Source organism: Bdellovibrio sp., from assembly GCF_047637665.1.
Classification (GTDB): Bacteria; Bdellovibrionota; Bdellovibrionia; order Bdellovibrionales; family Bdellovibrionaceae; genus Bdellovibrio.
In genome coordinates this window covers 1-19,959 of sequence record NZ_JBLJBT010000011.1, presented here as the reverse complement: position 1 = coordinate 19,959, position 19,959 = coordinate 1, and the positions used below count along the sequence as shown (strand labels likewise).

Here is a 19,959-nt window from a genome sequence, read left to right as displayed (position 1 = left end):
CCCTTTGACTCATAAATGAACCTCCTTTGTAAAATGTGTTTTGCCCCCGGCGAGACTTTAAACTTCTAAAAACTTAAGTCTTCCCGAGCCGCCCCTCTAACCTAGGATCGGAGGAGTTTGCGTTGAGCTGTGGGTCGCTAAGTGCCCGTGCTGCTCGAAACGCAAACCTCTCATGCGCAATTTTTCAGGAATCAGAAGAGGTAGGTAGTTTCTTTGTCCGTCATTTTTACGCTGCCTCGCTCGCCCCTACAGACTTTTTCCGCAGCCATCAGTTTTTCTACCTGCCTCTTTTGATTCCTGTTTTTGTGTTTTGTATCTCTTCCTCTCTCTATCACTCTCTTTATTATTTTTATTTCTTATCTTTCTTCCGCCCACTCCCATCCCCCGTTTTTTTGACCACTTCCTCTCGTAGGGAGGGAGTGGTCAAAAAACCGCAGGAGGGGGATGGGGGTGGGCGGTCCCGAATTTTGTTATCTGATTCCGACAACTTAGAATCAAGATGCACTTGAGACTTCTCGCAATTCAGCGCGGACACCGTGTCGCCTAAAATCCGCGCTCGCGGAATTACCAGTGACCACTGCAAGGAAATAGTCACGCAGTGAAATTTCCTTACCTGCAATTCGCAATGTCGCGTGAAGCTCTTTGTCGCGAAACTCGGCCAAATCAAAAAATCCTATGTCCTTGCCGTAAAATTCCAGTCCCGCTTCTTCAATTTCTCGTTGGATCAATTCCTCAATCCGTTCTTCCACAACTCCAAAAAGAAGAACATCCACATTATCTGCCCGTTGATAAGCCCTTCTCATCGTCTGATAACGCCCCTGGGATTTCCTTGTTCGCTCAATCTCCAGCGCATAACGAACTGGCGTCCCCTCCATTTTTAAGTCAAAAAGAAGATCCGGCAACTTTGCAAGGACACCGTCCCCTAAGCTTTTAATGGCAAGGACTCGATCCATCCGAAGCTCGCCTTCCGACCAAGACTGTTCAAGGAAACCCATATCCTGAAGAAGTAGAAAGAATCGCATCACAATTTCATCATGCTCCAGATAAACCGTCGGAACTTCCGTCAAGGCATCCATGCCCACCAAACTTCGACCCTTCTGACTCAATATCAGGTACTCAGGAAAACCACTTCCGAGAATGTACGGACTGAACAACGGAGACTTTTGAAGTTCACGCCAGTGCTTGTATCTGGCTGTTCTTCCCTTCGGACAGATAAAGTCCCATACCACGGCCCTCGGTACAAAACCGAATTTCTTAGTAAGCTGCAGGCACTTTTCACGGACTTCCAAATTATCCACTACTGAGAGCCCCCTTGCCCCGCTGGAATCAAAACGAAGTGTCCCAATTCCAATGCCCCATTCTTGAAAGAGCTTTCCACCCAGCGGTAACTCCACTGGGTGTCTGAGGATTTAAAAGACAATGATTTTGGAAGTTCTAAATCCGACCCCACAATGACCTGACGAATTCTCACCGAACAATCTCTGTCTGGATCAAGGACAGACCGAAATCCATCATTGCTGTTAATACAAAGAGGCTTTGTTGCACATCCTCCTAAAAATAAAATTGATAAGAAAAAAGCAATCCTCATGCAGCCCTCCTTTCTGAGTTTCCTCTACCAAGCTCTAAGTACGACATCGGAAGCTTGGCGACTTTTGGTAATTTTTGAGACTTCAGATCCGGCTGCATCTGAAACTTCAATTGAGTTGAAAGACTTCCATCGGAAAATGGAACAACGATCACGCCATCTCCCGTGCCTAAAAATCTTTTAAATTGGTTCGGGTGATAAATGAATTCTTCAACATCCCTAACAGATCCATCCCCTGTTCGCTCATCTCCCAGAAGCCCCGCTTTCTGCCTCTCCGTCTTCTTAATGCCATCCTTCGTTCCGATCAGACGAGAGAAGTATTCCGCCGTCTCAGGTTCATTAGTCCGCATAAAAACCTTAAGATTTGAGTTGGTCTGAATCGTATTCTTGATGTCTTCGCCCAAGGCGCCCAAGTCTCCTTGGGCTTGGTGCGCAAATGTGACTCCAACATTGGCACTTCTTGATTTATTCAAAAGGCTCACAAAGCTGGGGATCAAATATTCCGTAAAGTCATCAAGATAGACCCCAAAAAATGGCACATTTTTGTCTTCATCAAGGTGTCTTGATGAAACTGAACTTTGAATGCACTGAAGCACTAACTTCGCCGTTGCCTTCCCCAAAGTTGGAGTCTTCAGAACCGGAAGCTGAAAATAGACAATCAGCCCCTCGCGCATAACGTGCTCAATGTCTATCTGTGGCTCGTCCGCATTAAAAAGAACCGCCGTTTCTCCAGAGGTAAAGTGTCCAAGTTGATTAACTAGACCACTTGTTCTCTTTTCCCGATCCTCTTTGGAAAGAGCCACGAATCTTGTCACCCATGCCGACAACATCTTATCGTCAGTTTTATTTTGCAACGATTGCATGACAACCGGGTTCGTAATCGCCTGAATAAGCTTATTGAAGGTCGGCGTGATACCGGCTTTCTCAAACAAATAAAGCGTTTGCTTTAAAACTTCGTATTGAAGATTTTTGTAATACTCGTCATCAAAATTGAAGGCCGCAAAGATCCTCTCGGTCACTTCATCCGCAGAGCCTCCTTTTAAAGGATTGATGTTTGAACTCAGTTCTGGATTAACTAAGGACAGCATACGGAAGTCTTTTGACCTCTTATACTTCACAGCATAAGCGTATATCTTATCAAGCAATCCCCGATCTGACTTGCCGTCAATCAGAATAAATCCACGGCCACTCTTAATGTCGTCTATCGCCCAGGGTAAAATCACAGACTCGGTTTTGCCAGCGTTCGTTGTCCCAACAACCTGTGCGTGCATACGTCTAGCGGCTAAAGGAATATAGACGGGCTCTCCTGCCGCCGATGTTCCAAGAAAAATACTGTCTGATGATGTAGCTCGATGAAGACGACTAGAGACCTCCTTCTCTTTGGAAACTTTTTGCATTTTTCCTTTAAGCTTCCAGTAACAATATAAAACCAACGACGAAATCACTAGGGCTGTGATGTGGCGATGCCGGATCATGCCAGCAACCAAAAGAGGCGTAAAATTATGCAATGCCAACGCTGTGAACAGGACAATCAAGATTAGAACGGCAAACTGATCCTTGTCCTTATTCAACAGAACCACCGTTTTGCAGATCCATGGACTCAAACAACTGAGCATCGCACTCTTCGTTCGGTTGAATCTCAAGCCATTCTCTTTCGGTCTTGAGGTTTTCTCCATAAGCTTGAGCTTTGCCCCTCGCGGTCTCAGCAACAGCATTGAGAAGTCCGTTACCAATCCCCCCTTGGGACCGTCCAAACATATCAGTCTGTACGCTGCCAGCCGCAAGGCCCCCTACAAAGGTAGTCAAAACTTGGCCTGCCGTGTTTTTAGTTCCATCAGAATAAACGCGCCCCGGCACACCACCTTGCCCATCCTTCCCGAGAGCTTTCGCCGATATTTGTTTAATCTTTCCATCGGGAAAAGAAATCTGTTTAAAGACAATGTTTGCTCTATCTGCCCCTTTGGAAAAAGACGCCTCCCCGTAAAACCTCGTCCCAGCAGGTAATCTCAATCCAGATTCAGTCTCTCCATCTAAAATCATTTCAGCAAGAACCGGAACTGGTTCCTGTGATACGACGACCTTATCCAAGATTCGTAAAGGTAAACGAATACCCGCGCGAAGCTGCGTCTTTGCATTCCCTGAAGTGCCAAGAACCATTGCCGTGTTGTAGTTCACCTGTGGGCTGCCGCCTGAAGACCCACGATAAGAATCCCTTCGGGGAGCCGCCCAAAGATTGCTCGAAGACCTCTGTGACGGTGCCGCATCAGCAACGCCATTGGCATCTACTGTGTTCTTCTTAGAATCGATCTTTTCGATAAATTGAACCGGGACTTCGTTCGGCATCAACAGAACAACGCAGACAAAGACCAAAACAAAGGTAAGTCCCAGCCATTTGAACGAAGAGATCCGCAACTCAGTCTTGGAGCTAAAAGACGTCTTTCTAACAAATAGTCTCCTGAGAGAACTCCAGACATTTTTCGCAGCTTGAAATGCCGTCTGCTTTATCTCCATAGCACTTCCTTGGGAATTTCAAGGCGCAAACTCTCATCTCGCCTTCTTAATTCGAGAATCAACGGCTGACCAGCAAGGGCCGACCTTTGAATGGAAATACCAACCAGTGTCTTTTGATTTTTCTTAATTTGGGTCTGTGATAGAAATAGGCTGTGAATGACTTTTGATTCTTTCCCTTGCCATATCCAAAAATCACTTGTCTGAATTTTTAGAGGCATTTTTGCCAGCAATTCCATGTCCAAAAGAACGAAACCATCTCCGGTGTTGCCCGTGCGAACAAGCTTCAACGTCAGATCTTTACCTGCAACCAACCGTCCACTGGAGAACCAATATAGTCCCGTGCCTACATCTTGCTTTTTAATATAGACAATATAAAAGGCTGACGACTGAGGAACCACAGACAATCGCAGATTGTAACGCTTCTCCTTAGTGAAAAGATAAAGATTGGTTTTCGCTCCAAATCTTAACGGCTTGATTGTCACGGCTTTATCAATGTACTCAATGCGATAGGCCGATTGATCCCCAATGATGGCAGATTGAATGGCGTCAGGAATTTGAATAATTGTAGCAATTCCCAAAGCTGTCCGTATCTCAAGAATTTCGTCCCCTTTTGGCGTCATCGTTTTGACGTTTGCAACCGACACGCTGGCCAACAACCAAGCTGCAACGTGAATGAGTAGTGCGACTCTCAATGGGACTCCCCTTCAGCTTCTTTTCTAATGTAAATGCCCCATGGATTTAAAGTCGTTCGATCTCCAACCACAAAGTCCAAAACGACCTTCATTTTTGTTGCCGCATTAAGACTGTCAAACTCAGTAATACGATCAGCCAGAATGACAATCTTCTTTTCCTTCAAGTCCACGTGGACACCACTAGGATAGACCCTTTGAGTCACTTTCTTTTCTTTAACAAATCTCTGCACCTCCATCATCGACTTCTGAAAAGATCCCACAAGGGTCGGATCAATGAAGTACTCAGCTTTTTTTAGCTGAGTACTGATACTTTCAGGGCTCCATTTGTAACGATAGGAAAGGTATTCTTCAGCGGCCCGTTGAATCTGTACATCCGTAGTCTTGATCTCAATCTTCGCAATCTCTCCACTGCCATCCAGGGCAATAACCTCGGGGCCCCTTTTGACCAGATAGACCACTAGGATTAAAAGCACAAATGACAGACCCAACAATGCGGCACTCAGAGCTTTTAAGTTAAAGTTCTCAGTCGCAAAATCCTGTACTAACTTCGGATATTTTCTAACGGTTAAAGTATTATGTTCCATATATAGACCTCCTTATTTTAATTTTGATGAAAAGTATTTGTGGCTATTTGCAAGTATCTCTCTTGAAACCGTGGTCACTTTGACTGCCTTGGTTGGCAAAGCAATCATTGATGCCGCTGCGACAGACCCCACGGTAGAAGCGGCATTTTGTAGGCCTCCACCAATAAGGGACTTCACAAGCATTGGAGTGCACAGCAACCCAATGGCAATTACGAAGTTTAAAACAGTCAGAGTGATATAAGACCCTTCCGTCTTATATATATTTCCAACAGATAAGGCCGCGAGCATGGCCGACTGAATTGCCCAGATAATCTTCCATGACGCCACTTCAATAAGCCCACGATAAAGTCCCTTCGTTATTCCCGCCGTGGCCGGAAACATATAACAGAGGATCATTAACGGAGAGAGCACCGACAACATCACCCAGAAAAAATAATAAAGGGCTATCGTCAGATACCGGGCTACATAAAGGAGCACATAGCTTGCAAAGCTTAAAACCGCGATAAAGAGATCATTAAACTTAAGCAGCAAGACGTTCTGGGCCCCTGAATAGCTTCGAGATTTTTCTTCCGCCATTCTCATAAAAGCTTCAAGGCCAGCCATAGAGTCAATTTTGTTAGCAATGCCATCGCAAAGATCCAAGATCCAACCAGACACCTCTGGAAACGATGCCAACAATAAAGCTGCAACTAAGGCCCTTCTTAGGACATCCACGTAATCTGGCCCACCTCCCTTAAGAACACTTATACAAACCGAAAGCGCTATCAGTACGGGCAGTGCCATATAAAAGAAATTCGAGAGCATCTGATGCAGGTCACGAACTAATGAGCCCAAAACGTCCATATTTGGAATCATAGTCCGTCCCCTTTAAGACGCGGCAACGCAGTCTCTTTTGGCAAAGCCTTAAGGCCATCAGACAAATCCCGGTAGTTTTCTTGAAACCCCCTTGTCTGAATTTTTTCCCTCCGGTTCTCCATGGCCATATTCTGCGCAAGTAACTTCAACATCTGACTCTGTGTCCGAAGCAACTGGGTCGTTACTCCAATTAAAACGCCCAACGCTTGATTTTGAAGTTTTCCCGCTCCTTGAGGACTCACCACTCGCGAATGAAATAGAATTCGGTCTCTTTCGCGATCCACTTCATCAGCATAGTCGTAAAGATTTCTATTCATTGAAATGACTTCGGCGACACTCTGATCTTGAGACCTCATAAGGTCCTGATCCATGCCTTGTGGAACACTGCCGTACACATCTTGGAGAGCCCTGAGTACCGAGTCCGCATTATTCAAGTCTCCGTAAACTCCGGGATTGAATTTAGGGTTGATAATGCGGATCACATCAAGTCCCGAACGCACTCCAGAGTTTATGTCTCTCATCAAATTCAGAGAGTCCTCGCCATTGGAAAGGATGGCTTTAAGCTGAAGGACAGTTTGAATGGTTTGAACCAGAATCTGCGTTAAAACCACAACGTCCCCACCAAAAAGGTCGGCACGAGCAGATACGGGAGCCACGAGCATCATAAATGAAAAAGCTCCGGCAAGAATTTTCATCCTCATGCCACCGCCCGCATTTGCATGACCTCGACGCCGAAGGGCGCGTGCTCTGCCGCCGCAACAATGGCCTCTTGAAGGGTCAAACCGCCATCCCGCAATGACTGAAGATAGTTATTATCGGCAGCATCACTGGTGGAAATCCAATACTCTACAGGGGAAGGGATAATGCGAAGAACTTGACGAGCATCGCCTTTCATCAAGAACACCTCACTAAAAACCCCTTTCTTGCGTTCAAGGCTCTCGATCAAACGAGTCTCTTGAATATTGAGCTTCAGCGTCTCGCGCAGAGCTTTCGTATCACCTTGCTGCTGAAGAATCAGCTTGGTCGCGGTGTTGTTCAAAATTGCCGATCCAATGGAACTTTGAACTATTTCCTCAACACCTTGAGTAATGAAGGTGATTCCTGATCCCGTCTTGCGAAGTGTTCGTGCCGCATATTCCATAAAGCAGCTTGCTGCTTTGCTCTTTAGCAGCTCCCAAGCCTCATCAAGAAGAACCCTTTTCGGCACCCCTTTGTTCTTCTCCACTTGATCCAAAATGAAATTAGTAAGAATCAGCGTCACCACAGATTGCAAATCAGGATATTGGGACAACCCCTTTAGGTCGAAGGCGACGACAGGACTGTCCGCTCTGATCTGCCCTTGACGATCAATCAGTCTCCCGTAAGCACTATTTCCAATCCATGGATAAAGAAGCTTTGCAACTCGCTTGAGAGCCTCTTCTTTCGACTTCTCACAATACTTCGCAAAATCCGAAATTTGGGGGGATCGCAAAGGAGTCTTTTTCCTGACCTCTTCAAAGACAGTCGTCAACGCCTCTTCAATCAATACTCGATCAAAGCGAGTCAGTTTTTCTCCGTCATCGACAATCATTTGCTCGATGATATTCACCAAAGCCTTGATGCGCTCTCCGGAAACGATTTCACTGGGGTTCTGAAGTTGAAATGGATTTAGCGCATAGTCTTCTGAAAGTTTGATTTCAAAATACTGTCCTTCCATCAGCTCTGTAAGCTTTCTGTAGCTCCCCCCAACATCAATAATGAATAACTTCACCCCGCGAGCAATTTGCTGGAGCATAAAGAAGTTATTAGTAAAACTCTTACCTGTTCCGCTGGAGCCGGTCACAAGCGAGTTATAATTGGTAAGCTTCGAGTCGTAGGGATCAAGAGCGTAAAGTGAACCCGAACGAGTGTGAGTGAGAACCATCGAGCGATGATCTCCAAAATCTCCGCCATACAAAGGCAGAAAATCCGCTAGATTGTTCGATTTCATCTTCTTTCCACGAACAAGAGTCATCGGACTGCCGATCAGCTCATTTGAGAATACCTTCCAAGAGCCGACTGTTTCCTGAATTCCCTCCGCCCCGCTCATCTTTCGGAATCGGGATAAAACCTCTTTGCTGTGAAGATTTAATGACTTTTTTCCTTCAACGGTATTTTCTTCCCGCAAGATGACCAGAAGTTCGGCAACAAACACCCGCTGCCCAGTGTCAATAATTTCCCGAATCAACTCCGTTGTTTGATGCAAGCGAGATTCGCCCTCCAGATCACTCACCCTGCCATTGTTATGACTTGTTAATGAGTGGGCCATGCGCCTCTTTTGCTCCAGCCCTTTCATTTCTGAAGCCTGGTCAGGAATATAAAATGAAAAAATCATTTCATATTTGAACTTCAAACTTGCAAAAAGATTCATCATTCCGGCATAGGTCAACTCTGGAAGAGTCTTAAGGGACAAGACTCTTGTAAGAGTGCGATCCAGTACAAAGTCGTCTTGATCCAAGATCAAATCCCCAAATACCAACTGACTGCGAGGCGATTCATTCTCTAAAGAATTCGGTCTCGCTGCCACCGTCGGAGCCGATAGTTCTTTTGCCCGTTGCGGATTAAGGTGCTTATAGATCAAAGAAGTCATTTGTTCGTGAGAAAGCAACTTTGTCGCAAATCCCGCAGCCGCCAGGACTGACCTGGAACTTTCCAGTGCCTGAGAAAGCCCCTGCAACGCCGTCACAAAGTCATTTCCATAGGAAAGAGCAAACTTCTGTGTCTTCTTCATCGACAAGGAAGAGGGCTTCTCCGGCGCTTCCGTTTTTAAAAACAGAAACACTCTTGAACGATAGACCTCTTCTCTCTCAATTTGACCTTTTACTTGCGCAATACGATTTTCATCCAGCTCTTTCAGAAACGGATTCGACGACTGAACAAGGCCCGCGTGTCGCTCTAGCAACTCTCCAAACTCGGTTTCAACTTTTACAAAGACCTGGCCCGTTATCTTCTCCGGCAAAGAGTTGATAAAGGTTCGTAAATTCCAGGCAATGTGATTAATCCCAGAGGCATCGAGACACTCAATATCTTGAGGAAAGACTTCGATTCCACTTGAAAGAGACCCGTCCCACAATACCATGTGAGGCGTTGGACCACCCTCCAACTCCCAGTAAGGCAAAGATTCACACAAAGCCGTCTTATTCACTGGAGTGCTCTTTCTGTAGCGGCCTATATGATTCATCGGAGGCATTCGCTGAACGAACAATCGGCGACAGAAGATGTTCAAAATAGTGCTGAATATAGTTGTCTGGTTTTCCCCTTTTAAAAAAGAACAACATCAATCCCAGAACAAGGCTTGTTCCAAAGACCATTGGAATCTTCATAGCAGTTCCGCCGAAAGCAAGATTTTGAATGGACAGATTCAGTAAAAGCAAAAGAACGTCTGAAAGCTCGAAGCCCATAATTTTACTTTTGGTTTCCAGGGTTCTCGGAACACTCGACGTAAGAAGTTCTTGGCTATCGCTCATAACTACCTCACCGTCTGCGAAATCATATCGGAAATCGACTGGGCGCCAAAGCCAATGATCGTCCCGATAATCGCGTAAATGATATGCTTCTTGGCGTTCTCATGCCCCGTAAGAAAGGAAAGGCCTGCTACGGCAATTCCAATGACAGAGAGAACCGGAAGGATGACTCTTGTAAGCTTACTTTGAATCCCCACCAAGGAAGACTCAACGGAAGCTTGAGCAAGAAATGGCGTTAATGTGCAAGCCAGGATCAGAAGCAAAACGCCCAACATGGCACAACTTCTTTCCGAGTTTTTCAGCCCCTTAACTTGCGGCATAAAACTCCTCTGATTGCTTTTCGTCCGGAAATAGACAAAGGAACACTTCTTCCGACAAGAGATGAAACTTCATTCTGATATGAAGGCCCATGAACTCTCCGGCACCCACCTTCTGCCAACTTGCCTTCTTCTCATTGACTTGCGAGTGATACTCTTCCAATGAAAGCACTGCGTATGTCGTGGAGTTTTCATTTTCTGGCGCCAGAAAATACTGGTTGCCCGGAAACATCCAAAGCTTTACGCGAAAGGTTTTAGATCCGGGCTTAAGATAAGCCACACCAACCTGTTCGTATTCCAGCAGTTCATCGTTAGGCCCCATCGTGCCCCGACACAAAACAAACCGATCTGTTTTCTTTAAGGGAATGACATTGTTATTACTATTCATATTCCGCACCTCCTTTGTGAAAATTATTTTTAGGACGCTGTTTGGTATTGAAAATCCTCTTCCTCCTCTTTAAGCCCATTCGCCGGAAAGTAATTTCCCCAGCCACAACTTGGACAACTTATAAATCCGCTCATAAAATCGGTGAGAGAGTGGCATCGAGGACATTGATCCAAATCTTCATTATGGTTCGGTCCCCCTTGGTAGTGGTGCAGCTCAAACCGTTTCGTCCACAAGGGTTCGCCGCACTTTTTTCGTCTGGCTTTAATCTCTTTGCGATCTTTAAATGTTCGAGACATCAGTGATTCCCCAAGTAAGCACGAATTTGTTCACTAGTTTTGATTTGCTTTTTGCCCTCCAGCCGTTGCCACTCTTCCGGGGGCCGGGCTAAACTAGAAGCTCCCAATAAATGCGCCATCACTCTTTTTATTTTTGCCGTTCCTGCCCCTGTCTTGACATTTTGTTTTTCCATACTTGCACCTCCTTGTTTGTGAAATGGTTTGAACAAAAGAAGCGGAGTTAAAGAAAACATACGTCCCCCTTAAATTGCTCCTTATACGCTTTAAAAATTTGATCCATTTTCCCGACTTGAACGGACCTGAATGTACTTTCCCAGTCACAGGTTCCACACAGGGTTTCAGGTTGTACCCAAATAAGTTCCCTCGAACCGCAGGCTGGGCAGCGGTCGTATGATTTTTCTAAGTTATTTTTTTGCGTTTTTTGAATTCCTATTAAGCTTATTGATAGATTCACAAAGCCCCCTCGTTGAGAGGCTCTTAATCATCATTTATGCCAAGCCATTCCGACTTCCGGACAAGGAATACATCTTATTGATATTACATATGTTTTATGAATAATTTAGACTCCACTAAATCATCACAGATCGTAAAATATAAAGAATACTTAACACATAAAGTTTACTTTACTTAACCATTACAAAAACCGATAAGAATTCTATGGAAGACTCTCGCATCGTTAAAATTTTAGTGATTGACGACCAAGCCGCCAGCCGATTGGTCGTCCGCATGATGGTGGAAAAGCTTTTTAAAAAGCTCGCTAATGAACAGGTTTACTTGCAAGAGGCCGCCACCCTAAAGCAAGGACTTCGACTTCTTCAGGAAGAGAACTATCATATTGTGATTCTAGATAAAGACCTCGGCCCCGGCGACGAAGGTAAAGACATCAAGGGAACCGAACATATCCCAGAGATTCTTTCTCTACGCCCACTGACCCAGGTGGTAGTCATGACGGCCGATCCAAGCCCTTTAGAAATTGCGACTGCGATCCGCGCCGGAGCTGCCGACTATCTTTTTAAAGGGAATGAAAACGGTATGAGCGAACACCGAGAGGCCGTGCTTATAAAGTGCCTCGCTCGGGCTCGCTCAGAAATTCAAGAAGCCACACGCAAGGCAACCCCTATCGACACTTCTCTTTATGGCGAGTTCATCAGCACTTCTTCCGTCATGCAACGATTGCAAAGACAAGCTGAAGCCTATGCGGAAAGCCAACGCCCTGTCCTGATCCTAGGTGCTACCGGACTAGGAAAAGGGGCCGTCGCAAGGCTTTTGAATAGATATCGCACAAAATATTTAGGGCAAAAGGAAAGACTGTTTTTGAATCTGAATATTGCCAGTCTTTCCGATGAAACCGCACAAAGCGAGCTCTTTGGTCACGAGCCCTATGCCTTTACGGGTGCTGGCAACAAAGTAAAATTAGGCTTTTTAGAGGTCAGCGGCAATGGTGACATTTTTTTAGACGAAATTGGCGATGCGTCCCCCGCAATTCAGCTTAAGCTTCTTAAAGTCTTAGAAGAGCGCGAATACACCCGCTTAGGTGGAACCAAGTCTCTTAAAACCAACGCAAGATTTATTTTTGCTACCAACAAAGATCTGGGAGAGTTAGTAAAACAAGGAAAGTTCCGCCAGGACTTGCTAGCTCGAATCAGTCTGACAATTGAAATGCCTAAGCTGGAAGAACGCAAAGAGGATCTTCCCGATATAATTAAACTTATCATTGCAAGAATCAATACCGAACATAAAGATCGAAAGCTGTCTTTTGCTTCATTCCCAAAAGAGCTTCGAGAGTATCTTTGTCGGGACAATATTGAAGGCAATATTCGCGGCATTGAAAACGATCTGCTGCGTCTGTCGTTAGGCGGCACGAAACAAGGCAATGGATTTGTGGATATCGGCTCATGGCAGAATCTACTAGGCACCAAAACCCCCTCAAGAGTCAGGGGCGAAATCATTATAAACCACGAGACTCTTTTAAAAAGTCCCACCGACTTTTTATCCACAGGGTTTCCGGGACTTAAAAAAACAAGAAGTCTGTTGGAGCGTCGAATTTTAGAAGAGGCGACGACAAAGTTTTCGTCTTTAGACCAAGTTGCAAAGGCTCTGAAGATCACGAAGCCCGCCGTCCATCAAAAGTTGAAGGTGGAAAGACTTAAGCTTCGCAAAACCAAGAAATCAACGCGGTGACTTCAAGAATCCCAAAATCTCCTCCAACCTCTTGGCAGAATCCGCAGCCAACTTCCTAACGGGTTCACTCACGTTTTCGGAATCTAACGCCTCTTTAAGGGTGTGAAGCCAGAACGCCAGCTCTTTGAGATCATGATTGAGCTTTCGCTCTTTGGGGTTTTCGCTGTCACCACTCATTTAGGTCTCCAAAAGTTTTTTGATAGCGGGAATCAAGGTTTGGTGCAAATTACCTTTGGATAAGATCAGATCCACGCCCGCCTCCTCGCAAGCGGCACGGATGCTTTGAATGTCTTCCCCACTCATAACGATGGTTCTCAGGCTCGGAACCCTTTCCTTTGCCATCTTTATTAACTGTGGCCCCGTTTGCGACTCTAGATTGTAATCGCAAACTATCACGGCGATTTCATTTTCCTTTACGAACTCCAAGGCATCCTTTTCGAACTGCTTAAAGATTACCTGGAAGTCATTTTGACTCTTAAGGATTATCTCCAGAGCCAATTTCATGGTGATCTCATTATCTACAAATAATACTTTCCGCATACAAAATTCCTTTCGGACCCCCAGGGGAACTTACGTCCCCCTGGAATGCAGCCCGGGATCAAAGTTCAGGACTGCCTGGAAACCGCCTAAAGCTAAACTCTTTAAGCAGTAAATATGGCAAGCCGACAGCCCGTAAGCTGTCAGTCCTATCTTGCGCTCATTCGTTTCAAGTCTCATCCCACGGGACGAACACGCAGCGGAACCCGATGTTCGTGTTCGTGTTCGACGGCGCATTGTTCAGATTGACTGCAAACACGCCCGCGTTCGCGCCGTTGTTCCAGTTACCACCACGAAGGACGGCCCCGGCGGACGAACGACCTCCCTTGAGAACTTCAACCCCCTTCTTCTTCCAAATCTATCCATGCCTCATAAGAATTTCTAACCTGCGCAATCAAGCTGGGTCTTTGATTTTCCCGCTCCATGCGAGCGATCTTTTGTTTAATCTTACGCGCATTTCGCGCCAGCGGCCTGACACTGTCGTGATCCATCACGTAGCCCAGAAACGGAATCGGATCGCTGGCAATGTGCATCCTTTTTCTCATAGGAATACTTAATCCCAATTCCGGCGTTATCTCACGCACGATACGATCCGCCACCTCACAAACCTTTTCTTTTTTGTCGGCAAGCAAAATCATATCGTCCATATACCTGATATAAAATGCGTCCGCTTTTAGCTCGGCCTCTGAAAGCCAGTGATAGGGAACACTCAAACCTTCGCAGGCAAATTGATCGACTTGCCGTAAATAGAAATTCGCAAAAAGCTGTGACGTTAAATTTCCAATCGGTATTCCATAACCGCGCTGGGCATAGCCAGGATGGGAGGCCAATAAACTTACCAAAAGGTGATGAAGACTATCGTCAGGCAAGTGGGCTTCAAGCTGCTTTAAGAGCTGTGCATGATTTATCGAAGGAAAATACTGACTGATATCCAGCTTCAACGTATACCTTTGTGGACCCAAGATTTTCAAGCGACGAAAAAGAAGTTGAGAAGCAAAACGATTCCCCCGCCCTTCACGACAAGCAAACACCGAATCCGATAAGTAGACATCCAGGTAGGGTAAGATCACCCGATGTATAGCATGATGAACCACACGACACATATAGGGAGCGGCCATAATCAGGCGCCGCTTCGGATCACACACATAAAATTCACGATAGGGTCCCCATTGATAGGAATTACTTCGTAACTGCTCACTGAGTTCTACAAGACCTTCCCCGATATTAAACCGACTTTTTTGAAATCCCATGGAGGAACGTTTTCTTTTTGCGCACTCGTGATAAGCCTCATAAAGATTCTGAAAGCTTGATACTTCCTCCAATAATGTCATGCCTCACCATCCGCATGTTTAATAAGCCCTCCGATTTCACGGCCAATTTGCCGACTGAGTTTGGTCAGCTCTTCAAATGCCGCCACCGGCAGAACTTGCAGATCGCGGCTAAGATCCATCAAAACCCGTAAGTCATCCAAATGGTCTGATGCCGTCTTTAGCAATCGAAGTCGCAATGACGGCCCCGATCCTTTGGACGCCTTCACTGGCGTCATCAAGGCGCGACGCAGGTTCTGAGTCATCTCCAGTGACAGTTCTTCCATTTTTCTTCCCAAGGTCGGGCGAAGACTGCGTGGAAAGCTTTTCGTCCGGCCAAAAAGACAGATTGTAAATTGATACGAATCAGAAAAGACTTTGGGTTCCCTCATGCCAGCTCCCCATTTTGATTTCGATAGCTTTTTTGTTCTAATTTTTTGATAAGAGCACCGAAGGCAGGTAAGAGTCGCTCTTCAATCTGTTCGATTTCTTCCTGCCACCGCTTCCGCAGGTTTTCATCAGAGTGTAATAACGCGATAATGGCCCCCAAACGAGCCCGGGCATTGATATAATGCAATCGTTTCATGTGAGCGCCAAAGGCGTAAAAGCCTGCGCCGATTTCTTCCAAAACTCCGGCACCAAGATTGGTGATTCTTAATTCACACGGGTGAGAGGATTCGGCTTTAAAGCGCCCTTTTTCAAAGATGTCCTTAAACATTTGATACACTCGCAATGTCTCGATATTGCCATGTCGCTTTTTGGCGACCGGATACTTTTCAAGATCTTTTTCGGGGTTTCTTTCGATAGATGAATTTGGAGGTCTCAAGTCATCGGCAGACGTTTCTTCTTCGTCTAACAAGGCATAGTCATATCTTTTCGCAAATGAAACGAAACTTGCATAGTCAATAAACCAGTCCCGCCCCACTTTCAGAGCTTCAAAACGCTTCATCTTAATAAAATTAATAATTGTTCGCTCCGTACAGTTGATTTGCCGTGCTGCCTCCCTGACGCTGATTTCTGTTTTTTTAGCCACAACCCCTCCACTTTTGTTTCGGAAATATATTTCCGAAAATTTTCCGCAACCTCCATTTTTTCCGAAACTTTCCGAAATTTTCCGAGTCTTTCGGAAAAACCCTCACCCTTTCCGAAAATAAACAAACTTTTGTCACCTTTTTGAGCAAAAAAAAGGCCCTTGCGGGATTCTTCGGAAAAAACTTTCGGAAATTTCCTTTCCGAATCTTTTCCTAACACCTCATTTTTGTTCACCTCAAAGCCGGGTCGGCTGCCGCCGCCCCTGCCAAAATCCAAGAGTCCAAGTCACAAGCCGTGCCGTCTTGCTGGCTGCCAGGCTCAGATCCACTGCAGGGCTTCGCCCCGCAGGATCACGGGACGAACACGCAGCGGAACCCGACGTTCGTGTTCGCGTACGACGGCGCACTGCTCAGAGCGACTGCAAACACGCCCGCGGCCGCGCCGTGGCTCCAGGTACCACCACGAAGGACGGCCCCGGCGGACGAACCATAGGCTCGTCCCAAACCTTGTGTTGAATTCCATGTTCCATTTGCTGAAGAGAAGAGCACTTTATTTGTCGCCGAAAGAGTATCTAATTCATTCCAAGCTGCGCTGATTGCCGGGTTCACTCCTAGATCTGCGTAGTTGTCACGAGTCCACTCCCAGACGTTCCCGCCGAAGTCCCAGATGACTTTGCCATTCGTAAGTGTGTGCGTTCTACGATAAAGATGTGTTCCCGTAGCAGCACAAGTATTAGCTCCCGTATTATATAAACAGTTATTATCTGTTGACGGCGCGACAGCGGAGTTTGTCCAGCCATCCCCGTAGCCTGTGTTTGCGGCCCACCCACGCGCCAGGGTCCCCGTACCCACGGTACCGCTAGACCAGTTGGATGCCACCGTTTCGATGTTTCTTGCGATCGTTTGCCATTGAGCATTGGAGATCAAGTCATACTGACCACCGATAGCTGTACATGCTGTTCTTGAATCGTCCCTGTTGATGCTGACCCAAGGATTTCCTGTGGCTTGAGATTTTGCACCGGAACTACTTTTCATTTCATACTGCGCGACACAGAAGTCTTGCGTCGTATATCCAGCCAAAGCCGGAACTAAAATGTAATTTGTTGGACATGGGTCGTTGATGGTTGTCCAAGCCGCAGATGCCACCACACCAATATTACCCACGGCATCCTGCGCCCGAACTTCCACCGTGTAGTTCGTATTAAATGTCAAACTAAGCCCACTGATATCTGCCCCGCTGACATGATCAGCCCAAGCCTTGACGATGCTGCTATCTGAAGTTTTCTTGATTTGCACTTGGTGTTTAGCGATAGCGCTTCCCCCCACATCTGTCGCTGCGGTGTAGGTTATCGTGGGAGAGTTCGTGAAGTTATTCGGCACTGAACCTAGCACCAACGATGTCGGTGCATTGGGGCCTGTGTTATCAACCAAGTAACTTGCAGACGGGCCTGCTGCGGGTGCCGCGTCCCCAGTTGTGGAGTTCGCAGTTCCTTGGGCAATCGTGATATAAACAGAACCTGTTCCCGTACAACCATTTACAGTCACTGTTCGGGTTATCCCGCCACCAGCAACCCCCGTCACCGAGCATCCTGCGGTGGCTGTTCCTGCAATGGTAACATGGGCTGGAGTTAAATTAATTGTGCCGGTATCGACTCCTGAACCGTAATTCACATCAAAAGTCACAGGGCCGGATTTAACAATAGCACTGCTTGGTGCGCCAAGAATCAAGGACGCTATCACACCTTGAGATATTTGAGTCCAGTCCGTGCCGTTACAATATTCCATTTTCTTTTTGGTGGTGTTGTAGCGTAAAGAACCTTCTGTTGTTCCATCGCAAGTGGCGCTGGAATTTGCTACTTTGATTCGGTCGGCACTGACGACGCCTGAAGCCGTCATATTTGTTGAGGCTAAATCTGCGCTGGTCGTGATATTTCCTGATGCCGTGATTGTATTGAAAATGGCATTGTCAATAAAGGTCTTCACGCCTTTTATTGACTGCGCGATCTGATTAATAATTCCATCCGTCGTGCCACTGGCCACCGGTAACTTGCCGCTGCTGATCGTTCCTGAAATCTTCGCGTCTGTCACCGCGCCATTTTCAATATGACCTGTTTTGATAATATCCGTCGCTAAATCTGTTGAGGCTAGTGGTGCGCAGGAATACGTCGCAAGGGTTGATTTCACCACACCCACACACGGAGAAAGCACCAAGGGTTCTGCCACATTGGTCGCACCCGTCATCACTAAACCGTTTGCAATAAAGCTCGGCGTGTGACTGGCGATTTGTTCACTGGAAAGGACCCCGGTCATTTGATTCCAACCCAAGCTAGGGATATCGCTTGCGGTTAAAGTCCTAAAACCCGGCGCTGCGGCCCCGCCACTGGATGGTCCCGCAAAGATGACGTTCGCATTTTGATTTTTAAGCGTTGCTGAAATCGTTCCATCCGCAGCTAAGGGACTGTTCGCCACATCAAACACAGTTGAAGGCAGACTTAGACCCACACTGGTGAGTGTGCCTCCACTTGAAGTGACCGCCTCCCATTTAAGATTAAGATCTGCGCCTGATACAGAATCAATCTTAAGAACCTGACCTGCGGTTCCAGCGGCAGTGGGAAGCGCGATATTATAACTTGTCAGTCCCGAAGTTGGAGCTGCGATCTGGATTTCGTTGCTGCTCGGACCTGTTAATTTGAGTGTTCCCGTTTTGACTGAAGAACTGAAAACCGCATCATTCGGTAAAAGGGCCAATGGAATTTTAGTGCTCGCATCAAGTCCCGCAATGCCATTCGCTGTATCTTTAGCTGCGGTAATTCTTGCATCAGCTCGCGTATCGACGTCTGTATCAAACGATCCCACGTCGGCTGTTGATAAAGTTCTAAAGCTCGGCACGCCACTGCCACTGGTCGGCCCCGCAAAAAAAGTTTTTGCATTTTGATTGGTAAAAGTGGCACTGACTTGACCGTTAGCCGTGATGTCAGCACCATTTGTAAATACACTTGTGGGCAGATTGATTCCTACTTGAGTCAGCCCCCCACTGCTGGCTGCTGTTTCCCAACTGACATTCGTGCCGTCAGTTTTAAGATATTTCCCACCATTTCCAGTTTGAGCTGGCAATAAAGAATTTACGCCACCGACAAGACTATTTGCCGTGGTCGCTGTGGCGGCATTCCCGGTAATATTCACACCCAGGTTATTGCCGGCACCGTTGGTGTTCCCTAACAACGAATTCAGTTTGGTATAGTTGTTCAATATCGCATCTAAGTTCGTATATCGCTGAAAGATACTTTCGACATTATCTTGAGTTACACCTTTGGTATTGTTGACATTCACAAAGTCCGTATCGGTTTTACTGTTCAACATTTCAGAATTCACGGCAAAGGCCACCGCACGCATATTGAAGTCCGCGACAACATCATCACCTTGAATATTCAAACGAACCCGTAATACCCGGCGATCGACGTTGGAAGGAATATATGTCTGGTTACTAGCGACGACATTGTTATGAATATCAACGCATTTTAGCCCTGTTCTTTGTTTCCCATTATCCATCACTTCAGGAATCGACAAAACTGGTGAGGGATTTTTCCCCAGTGGAGTGGTGGCACTCGCGTCCCCGATGATCAAATTCAAATATCCGTTAGAAACATTTTTGCTGGAATGCTCTTCTTCCCTGAGAACACAGTTCGTCACAGGGTCTAAAATCTGCAAAGTCACCGTCAAACCGCTGGCGCTGGGGTAAGTCCCATCAGGCTTTTTAATCACCGCTTGAAAGTTAATACCTTTATGTTGAGCCCTTACAAAGCCCGGCAATGAAAACATGAGTAGCGCAAGTATGCACAGAAATACCTTACTCATAAAAGACTCCTTCAAGCTGCCATTGATTGCCATTTAAACTTTTAGTTTTTTCTGAGATTTCGCCGAAGACGGCTTTGACTTCATAGCCGGGTTTGCCACCATAGGTGGTTACGACCTCACCGTAAATGAAATCAGGCTCTTTGCGTTCTTGAATTTCAAATTCTGGATTGAGCGAACGCCCATTGATAATTTGCGCATCCAGAGAACACGCAGAAAGACCCAACGTAACCAAGATGTAAAGAAAAATTTTTTGTTTTTTGGTATTTAAAGCGCAGTTATGGCTTGAGTTGCTGAGTTGCTGAGTTGCTGAGTTGCTGAGTTGCTGAGTTGCTGAGTTG

The 19,959-nt window shown here is 46.2% G+C and carries 22 protein-coding genes; 2 read left to right on the top strand and 20 right to left on the bottom strand.

Features of this window, described 5'->3' with window-relative positions; translation table 11 throughout:
- Nucleotides 1–494 precede the first annotated feature (494 nt).
- The 13 genes from ACM64D_RS02340 to ACM64D_RS02280 all read right to left on the bottom strand — a co-directional run bounded on the left by ACM64D_RS02340 (nt 495) and on the right by ACM64D_RS02280 (nt 10,943).
- Nucleotides 495–1,298: a hypothetical protein gene (locus ACM64D_RS02340; protein ID WP_415061580.1), complete on the bottom strand. Its 804-nt coding sequence runs from the start codon at nt 1,296–1,298 to the stop codon at nt 495–497.
- Nucleotides 1,298–1,588 (bottom strand): hypothetical protein, encoded by a 291-nt coding sequence (locus ACM64D_RS02335; protein WP_415061579.1) that lies wholly within the window; start codon nt 1,586–1,588, stop codon nt 1,298–1,300. Before ACM64D_RS02335 ends, ACM64D_RS02340 begins: the two co-directional genes overlap by 1 nt.
- Nucleotides 1,585–3,228, bottom strand: a complete 1,644-nt coding sequence (locus ACM64D_RS02330) for a type IV secretory system conjugative DNA transfer family protein (RefSeq protein WP_415061578.1) — start codon at nt 3,226–3,228, stop codon at nt 1,585–1,587. Before ACM64D_RS02330 ends, ACM64D_RS02335 begins: the two co-directional genes overlap by 4 nt.
- On the bottom strand, nt 3,149–4,096 hold the full coding sequence (locus tag ACM64D_RS02325; RefSeq protein WP_415061577.1) for a TrbI/VirB10 family protein: 948 nt from the start codon (nt 4,094–4,096) through the stop codon (nt 3,149–3,151). The genes ACM64D_RS02330 and ACM64D_RS02325 overlap by 80 nt, the downstream gene beginning before the upstream one ends.
- Complete coding sequence (locus ACM64D_RS02320; RefSeq protein WP_415061576.1) at nt 4,087–4,788, bottom strand: TrbG/VirB9 family P-type conjugative transfer protein; 702 nt, start codon at nt 4,786–4,788, stop codon at nt 4,087–4,089. The genes ACM64D_RS02325 and ACM64D_RS02320 overlap by 10 nt, the downstream gene beginning before the upstream one ends.
- Nucleotides 4,785–5,372 carry a TraE/TraK family type IV conjugative transfer system protein gene (locus ACM64D_RS02315; RefSeq protein ID WP_415061575.1) on the bottom strand — a complete coding sequence of 196 codons (588 nt, stop codon included), beginning with the start codon at nt 5,370–5,372 and terminating at the stop codon, nt 4,785–4,787. The genes ACM64D_RS02320 and ACM64D_RS02315 overlap by 4 nt, the downstream gene beginning before the upstream one ends.
- A gap of 12 nt (nt 5,373–5,384) precedes the next feature.
- Nucleotides 5,385–6,227: a hypothetical protein gene (locus ACM64D_RS02310; RefSeq protein WP_415061574.1), complete on the bottom strand. Its 843-nt coding sequence runs from the start codon at nt 6,225–6,227 to the stop codon at nt 5,385–5,387.
- The gene (locus tag ACM64D_RS02305; RefSeq protein WP_415061573.1) at nt 6,224–6,928 is read right to left on the bottom strand and encodes a hypothetical protein; all 705 of its coding nucleotides are present in this window, start codon (nt 6,926–6,928) and stop codon (nt 6,224–6,226) included. The genes ACM64D_RS02310 and ACM64D_RS02305 overlap by 4 nt, the downstream gene beginning before the upstream one ends.
- Nucleotides 6,925–9,426 (bottom strand): VirB4 family type IV secretion system protein, encoded by a 2,502-nt coding sequence (locus tag ACM64D_RS02300; RefSeq protein ID WP_415061572.1) that lies wholly within the window; start codon nt 9,424–9,426, stop codon nt 6,925–6,927. Before ACM64D_RS02300 ends, ACM64D_RS02305 begins: the two co-directional genes overlap by 4 nt.
- Nucleotides 9,383–9,712 carry a hypothetical protein gene (locus ACM64D_RS02295; protein ID WP_415061571.1) on the bottom strand — a complete coding sequence of 110 codons (330 nt, stop codon included), beginning with the start codon at nt 9,710–9,712 and terminating at the stop codon, nt 9,383–9,385. The genes ACM64D_RS02300 and ACM64D_RS02295 overlap by 44 nt, the downstream gene beginning before the upstream one ends.
- Before the next feature lie 2 nt (nt 9,713–9,714).
- Nucleotides 9,715–10,029: a TrbC/VirB2 family protein gene (locus ACM64D_RS02290; RefSeq protein WP_415061570.1), complete on the bottom strand. Its 315-nt coding sequence runs from the start codon at nt 10,027–10,029 to the stop codon at nt 9,715–9,717.
- Nucleotides 10,016–10,414: a hypothetical protein gene (locus tag ACM64D_RS02285; RefSeq protein ID WP_415061569.1), complete on the bottom strand. Its 399-nt coding sequence runs from the start codon at nt 10,412–10,414 to the stop codon at nt 10,016–10,018. Before ACM64D_RS02285 ends, ACM64D_RS02290 begins: the two co-directional genes overlap by 14 nt.
- A gap of 295 nt (nt 10,415–10,709) precedes the next feature.
- Nucleotides 10,710–10,943, bottom strand: coding sequence for a hypothetical protein (locus tag ACM64D_RS02280; protein ID WP_415061568.1), 234 nt, complete (start codon nt 10,941–10,943; stop codon nt 10,710–10,712).
- A gap of 424 nt (nt 10,944–11,367) precedes the next feature.
- Between ACM64D_RS02280 and ACM64D_RS02275 the strand changes: the two genes are divergently transcribed.
- Nucleotides 11,368–12,891 (top strand): sigma-54-dependent transcriptional regulator, encoded by a 1,524-nt coding sequence (locus ACM64D_RS02275; protein ID WP_415061567.1) that lies wholly within the window; start codon nt 11,368–11,370, stop codon nt 12,889–12,891.
- On the opposite strand, the gene ACM64D_RS02270 is transcribed toward ACM64D_RS02275, so the two are convergent.
- Together ACM64D_RS02270 and ACM64D_RS02265 are read right to left on the bottom strand one after the other, a co-directional pair.
- Nucleotides 12,880–13,068 (bottom strand): hypothetical protein, encoded by a 189-nt coding sequence (locus ACM64D_RS02270; protein ID WP_415061566.1) that lies wholly within the window; start codon nt 13,066–13,068, stop codon nt 12,880–12,882. The two genes, ACM64D_RS02275 and ACM64D_RS02270, sit on opposite strands and share 12 nt — an antisense overlap.
- Complete coding sequence (locus ACM64D_RS02265; protein WP_415061565.1) at nt 13,069–13,431, bottom strand: response regulator; 363 nt, start codon at nt 13,429–13,431, stop codon at nt 13,069–13,071.
- 151 nt (nt 13,432–13,582) lie between these two features.
- Here ACM64D_RS02265 and ACM64D_RS02260 point away from each other — a divergent pair, with 151 nt between their 5' ends.
- On the top strand, nt 13,583–13,813 hold the full coding sequence (locus ACM64D_RS02260; protein ID WP_415061564.1) for a hypothetical protein: 231 nt from the start codon (nt 13,583–13,585) through the stop codon (nt 13,811–13,813).
- On the opposite strand, the gene ACM64D_RS02255 is transcribed toward ACM64D_RS02260, so the two are convergent.
- From ACM64D_RS02255 to ACM64D_RS02235, 5 genes are all read right to left on the bottom strand, one after another.
- Nucleotides 13,764–14,759 (bottom strand): reverse transcriptase domain-containing protein, encoded by a 996-nt coding sequence (locus ACM64D_RS02255; RefSeq protein WP_415061563.1) that lies wholly within the window; start codon nt 14,757–14,759, stop codon nt 13,764–13,766. The two genes, ACM64D_RS02260 and ACM64D_RS02255, sit on opposite strands and share 50 nt — an antisense overlap.
- Entirely contained in the window at nt 14,756–15,127 is a 372-nt protein-coding gene (locus ACM64D_RS02250; RefSeq protein ID WP_415061562.1) for a four helix bundle protein, read from the bottom strand. Before ACM64D_RS02250 ends, ACM64D_RS02255 begins: the two co-directional genes overlap by 4 nt.
- On the bottom strand, nt 15,124–15,768 hold the full coding sequence (locus ACM64D_RS02245) for a helix-turn-helix domain-containing protein (protein ID WP_415061561.1): 645 nt from the start codon (nt 15,766–15,768) through the stop codon (nt 15,124–15,126). Before ACM64D_RS02245 ends, ACM64D_RS02250 begins: the two co-directional genes overlap by 4 nt.
- 349 nt (nt 15,769–16,117) lie before the next feature.
- A complete protein-coding gene (locus ACM64D_RS02240; protein ID WP_415061560.1) occupies nt 16,118–19,621 on the bottom strand; it encodes an SUMF1/EgtB/PvdO family nonheme iron enzyme in 3,504 nt (1,167 codons plus the stop codon).
- Nucleotides 19,614–19,959, bottom strand: a 346-nt coding sequence (locus tag ACM64D_RS02235) for a hypothetical protein (RefSeq protein WP_415061559.1), incomplete at its 5' end; no start/stop codon positions are given. The genes ACM64D_RS02235 and ACM64D_RS02240, both read right to left, overlap by 8 nt.

What these genes read in the sequence shown, in the direction of transcription:
- ACM64D_RS02240 (WP_415061560.1), bottom strand. Translation starts at nt 19,621, where the DNA reads ATGAGTAAGGTATTTCTGTGCATACTTGCGCTACTCATGTTTTCATTG.
- ACM64D_RS02265 (WP_415061565.1), bottom strand. Translation starts at nt 13,431, where the DNA reads ATGCGGAAAGTATTATTTGTAGATAATGAGATCACCATGAAATTGGCT.
- ACM64D_RS02275 (WP_415061567.1), top strand. Translation starts at nt 11,368, where the DNA reads ATGGAAGACTCTCGCATCGTTAAAATTTTAGTGATTGACGACCAAGCC.
- ACM64D_RS02300 (WP_415061572.1), bottom strand. Translation starts at nt 9,426, where the DNA reads ATGAATCATATAGGCCGCTACAGAAAGAGCACTCCAGTGAATAAGACG.
- ACM64D_RS02290 (WP_415061570.1), bottom strand. Translation starts at nt 10,029, where the DNA reads ATGCCGCAAGTTAAGGGGCTGAAAAACTCGGAAAGAAGTTGTGCCATG.
- ACM64D_RS02305 (WP_415061573.1), bottom strand. Translation starts at nt 6,928, where the DNA reads ATGAGGATGAAAATTCTTGCCGGAGCTTTTTCATTTATGATGCTCGTG.
- ACM64D_RS02270 (WP_415061566.1), bottom strand. Translation starts at nt 13,068, where the DNA reads ATGAGTGGTGACAGCGAAAACCCCAAAGAGCGAAAGCTCAATCATGAT.
- ACM64D_RS02310 (WP_415061574.1), bottom strand. Translation starts at nt 6,227, where the DNA reads ATGATTCCAAATATGGACGTTTTGGGCTCATTAGTTCGTGACCTGCAT.
- ACM64D_RS02280 (WP_415061568.1), bottom strand. Translation starts at nt 10,943, where the DNA reads ATGTTTTCTTTAACTCCGCTTCTTTTGTTCAAACCATTTCACAAACAA.
- ACM64D_RS02285 (WP_415061569.1), bottom strand. Translation starts at nt 10,414, where the DNA reads ATGAATAGTAATAACAATGTCATTCCCTTAAAGAAAACAGATCGGTTT.
- ACM64D_RS02255 (WP_415061563.1), bottom strand. Translation starts at nt 14,759, where the DNA reads ATGACATTATTGGAGGAAGTATCAAGCTTTCAGAATCTTTATGAGGCT.
- ACM64D_RS02325 (WP_415061577.1), bottom strand. Translation starts at nt 4,096, where the DNA reads ATGGAGATAAAGCAGACGGCATTTCAAGCTGCGAAAAATGTCTGGAGT.
- ACM64D_RS02315 (WP_415061575.1), bottom strand. Translation starts at nt 5,372, where the DNA reads ATGGAACATAATACTTTAACCGTTAGAAAATATCCGAAGTTAGTACAG.
- ACM64D_RS02250 (WP_415061562.1), bottom strand. Translation starts at nt 15,127, where the DNA reads ATGAGGGAACCCAAAGTCTTTTCTGATTCGTATCAATTTACAATCTGT.
- ACM64D_RS02295 (WP_415061571.1), bottom strand. Translation starts at nt 9,712, where the DNA reads ATGAGCGATAGCCAAGAACTTCTTACGTCGAGTGTTCCGAGAACCCTG.
- ACM64D_RS02335 (WP_415061579.1), bottom strand. Translation starts at nt 1,588, where the DNA reads ATGAGGATTGCTTTTTTCTTATCAATTTTATTTTTAGGAGGATGTGCA.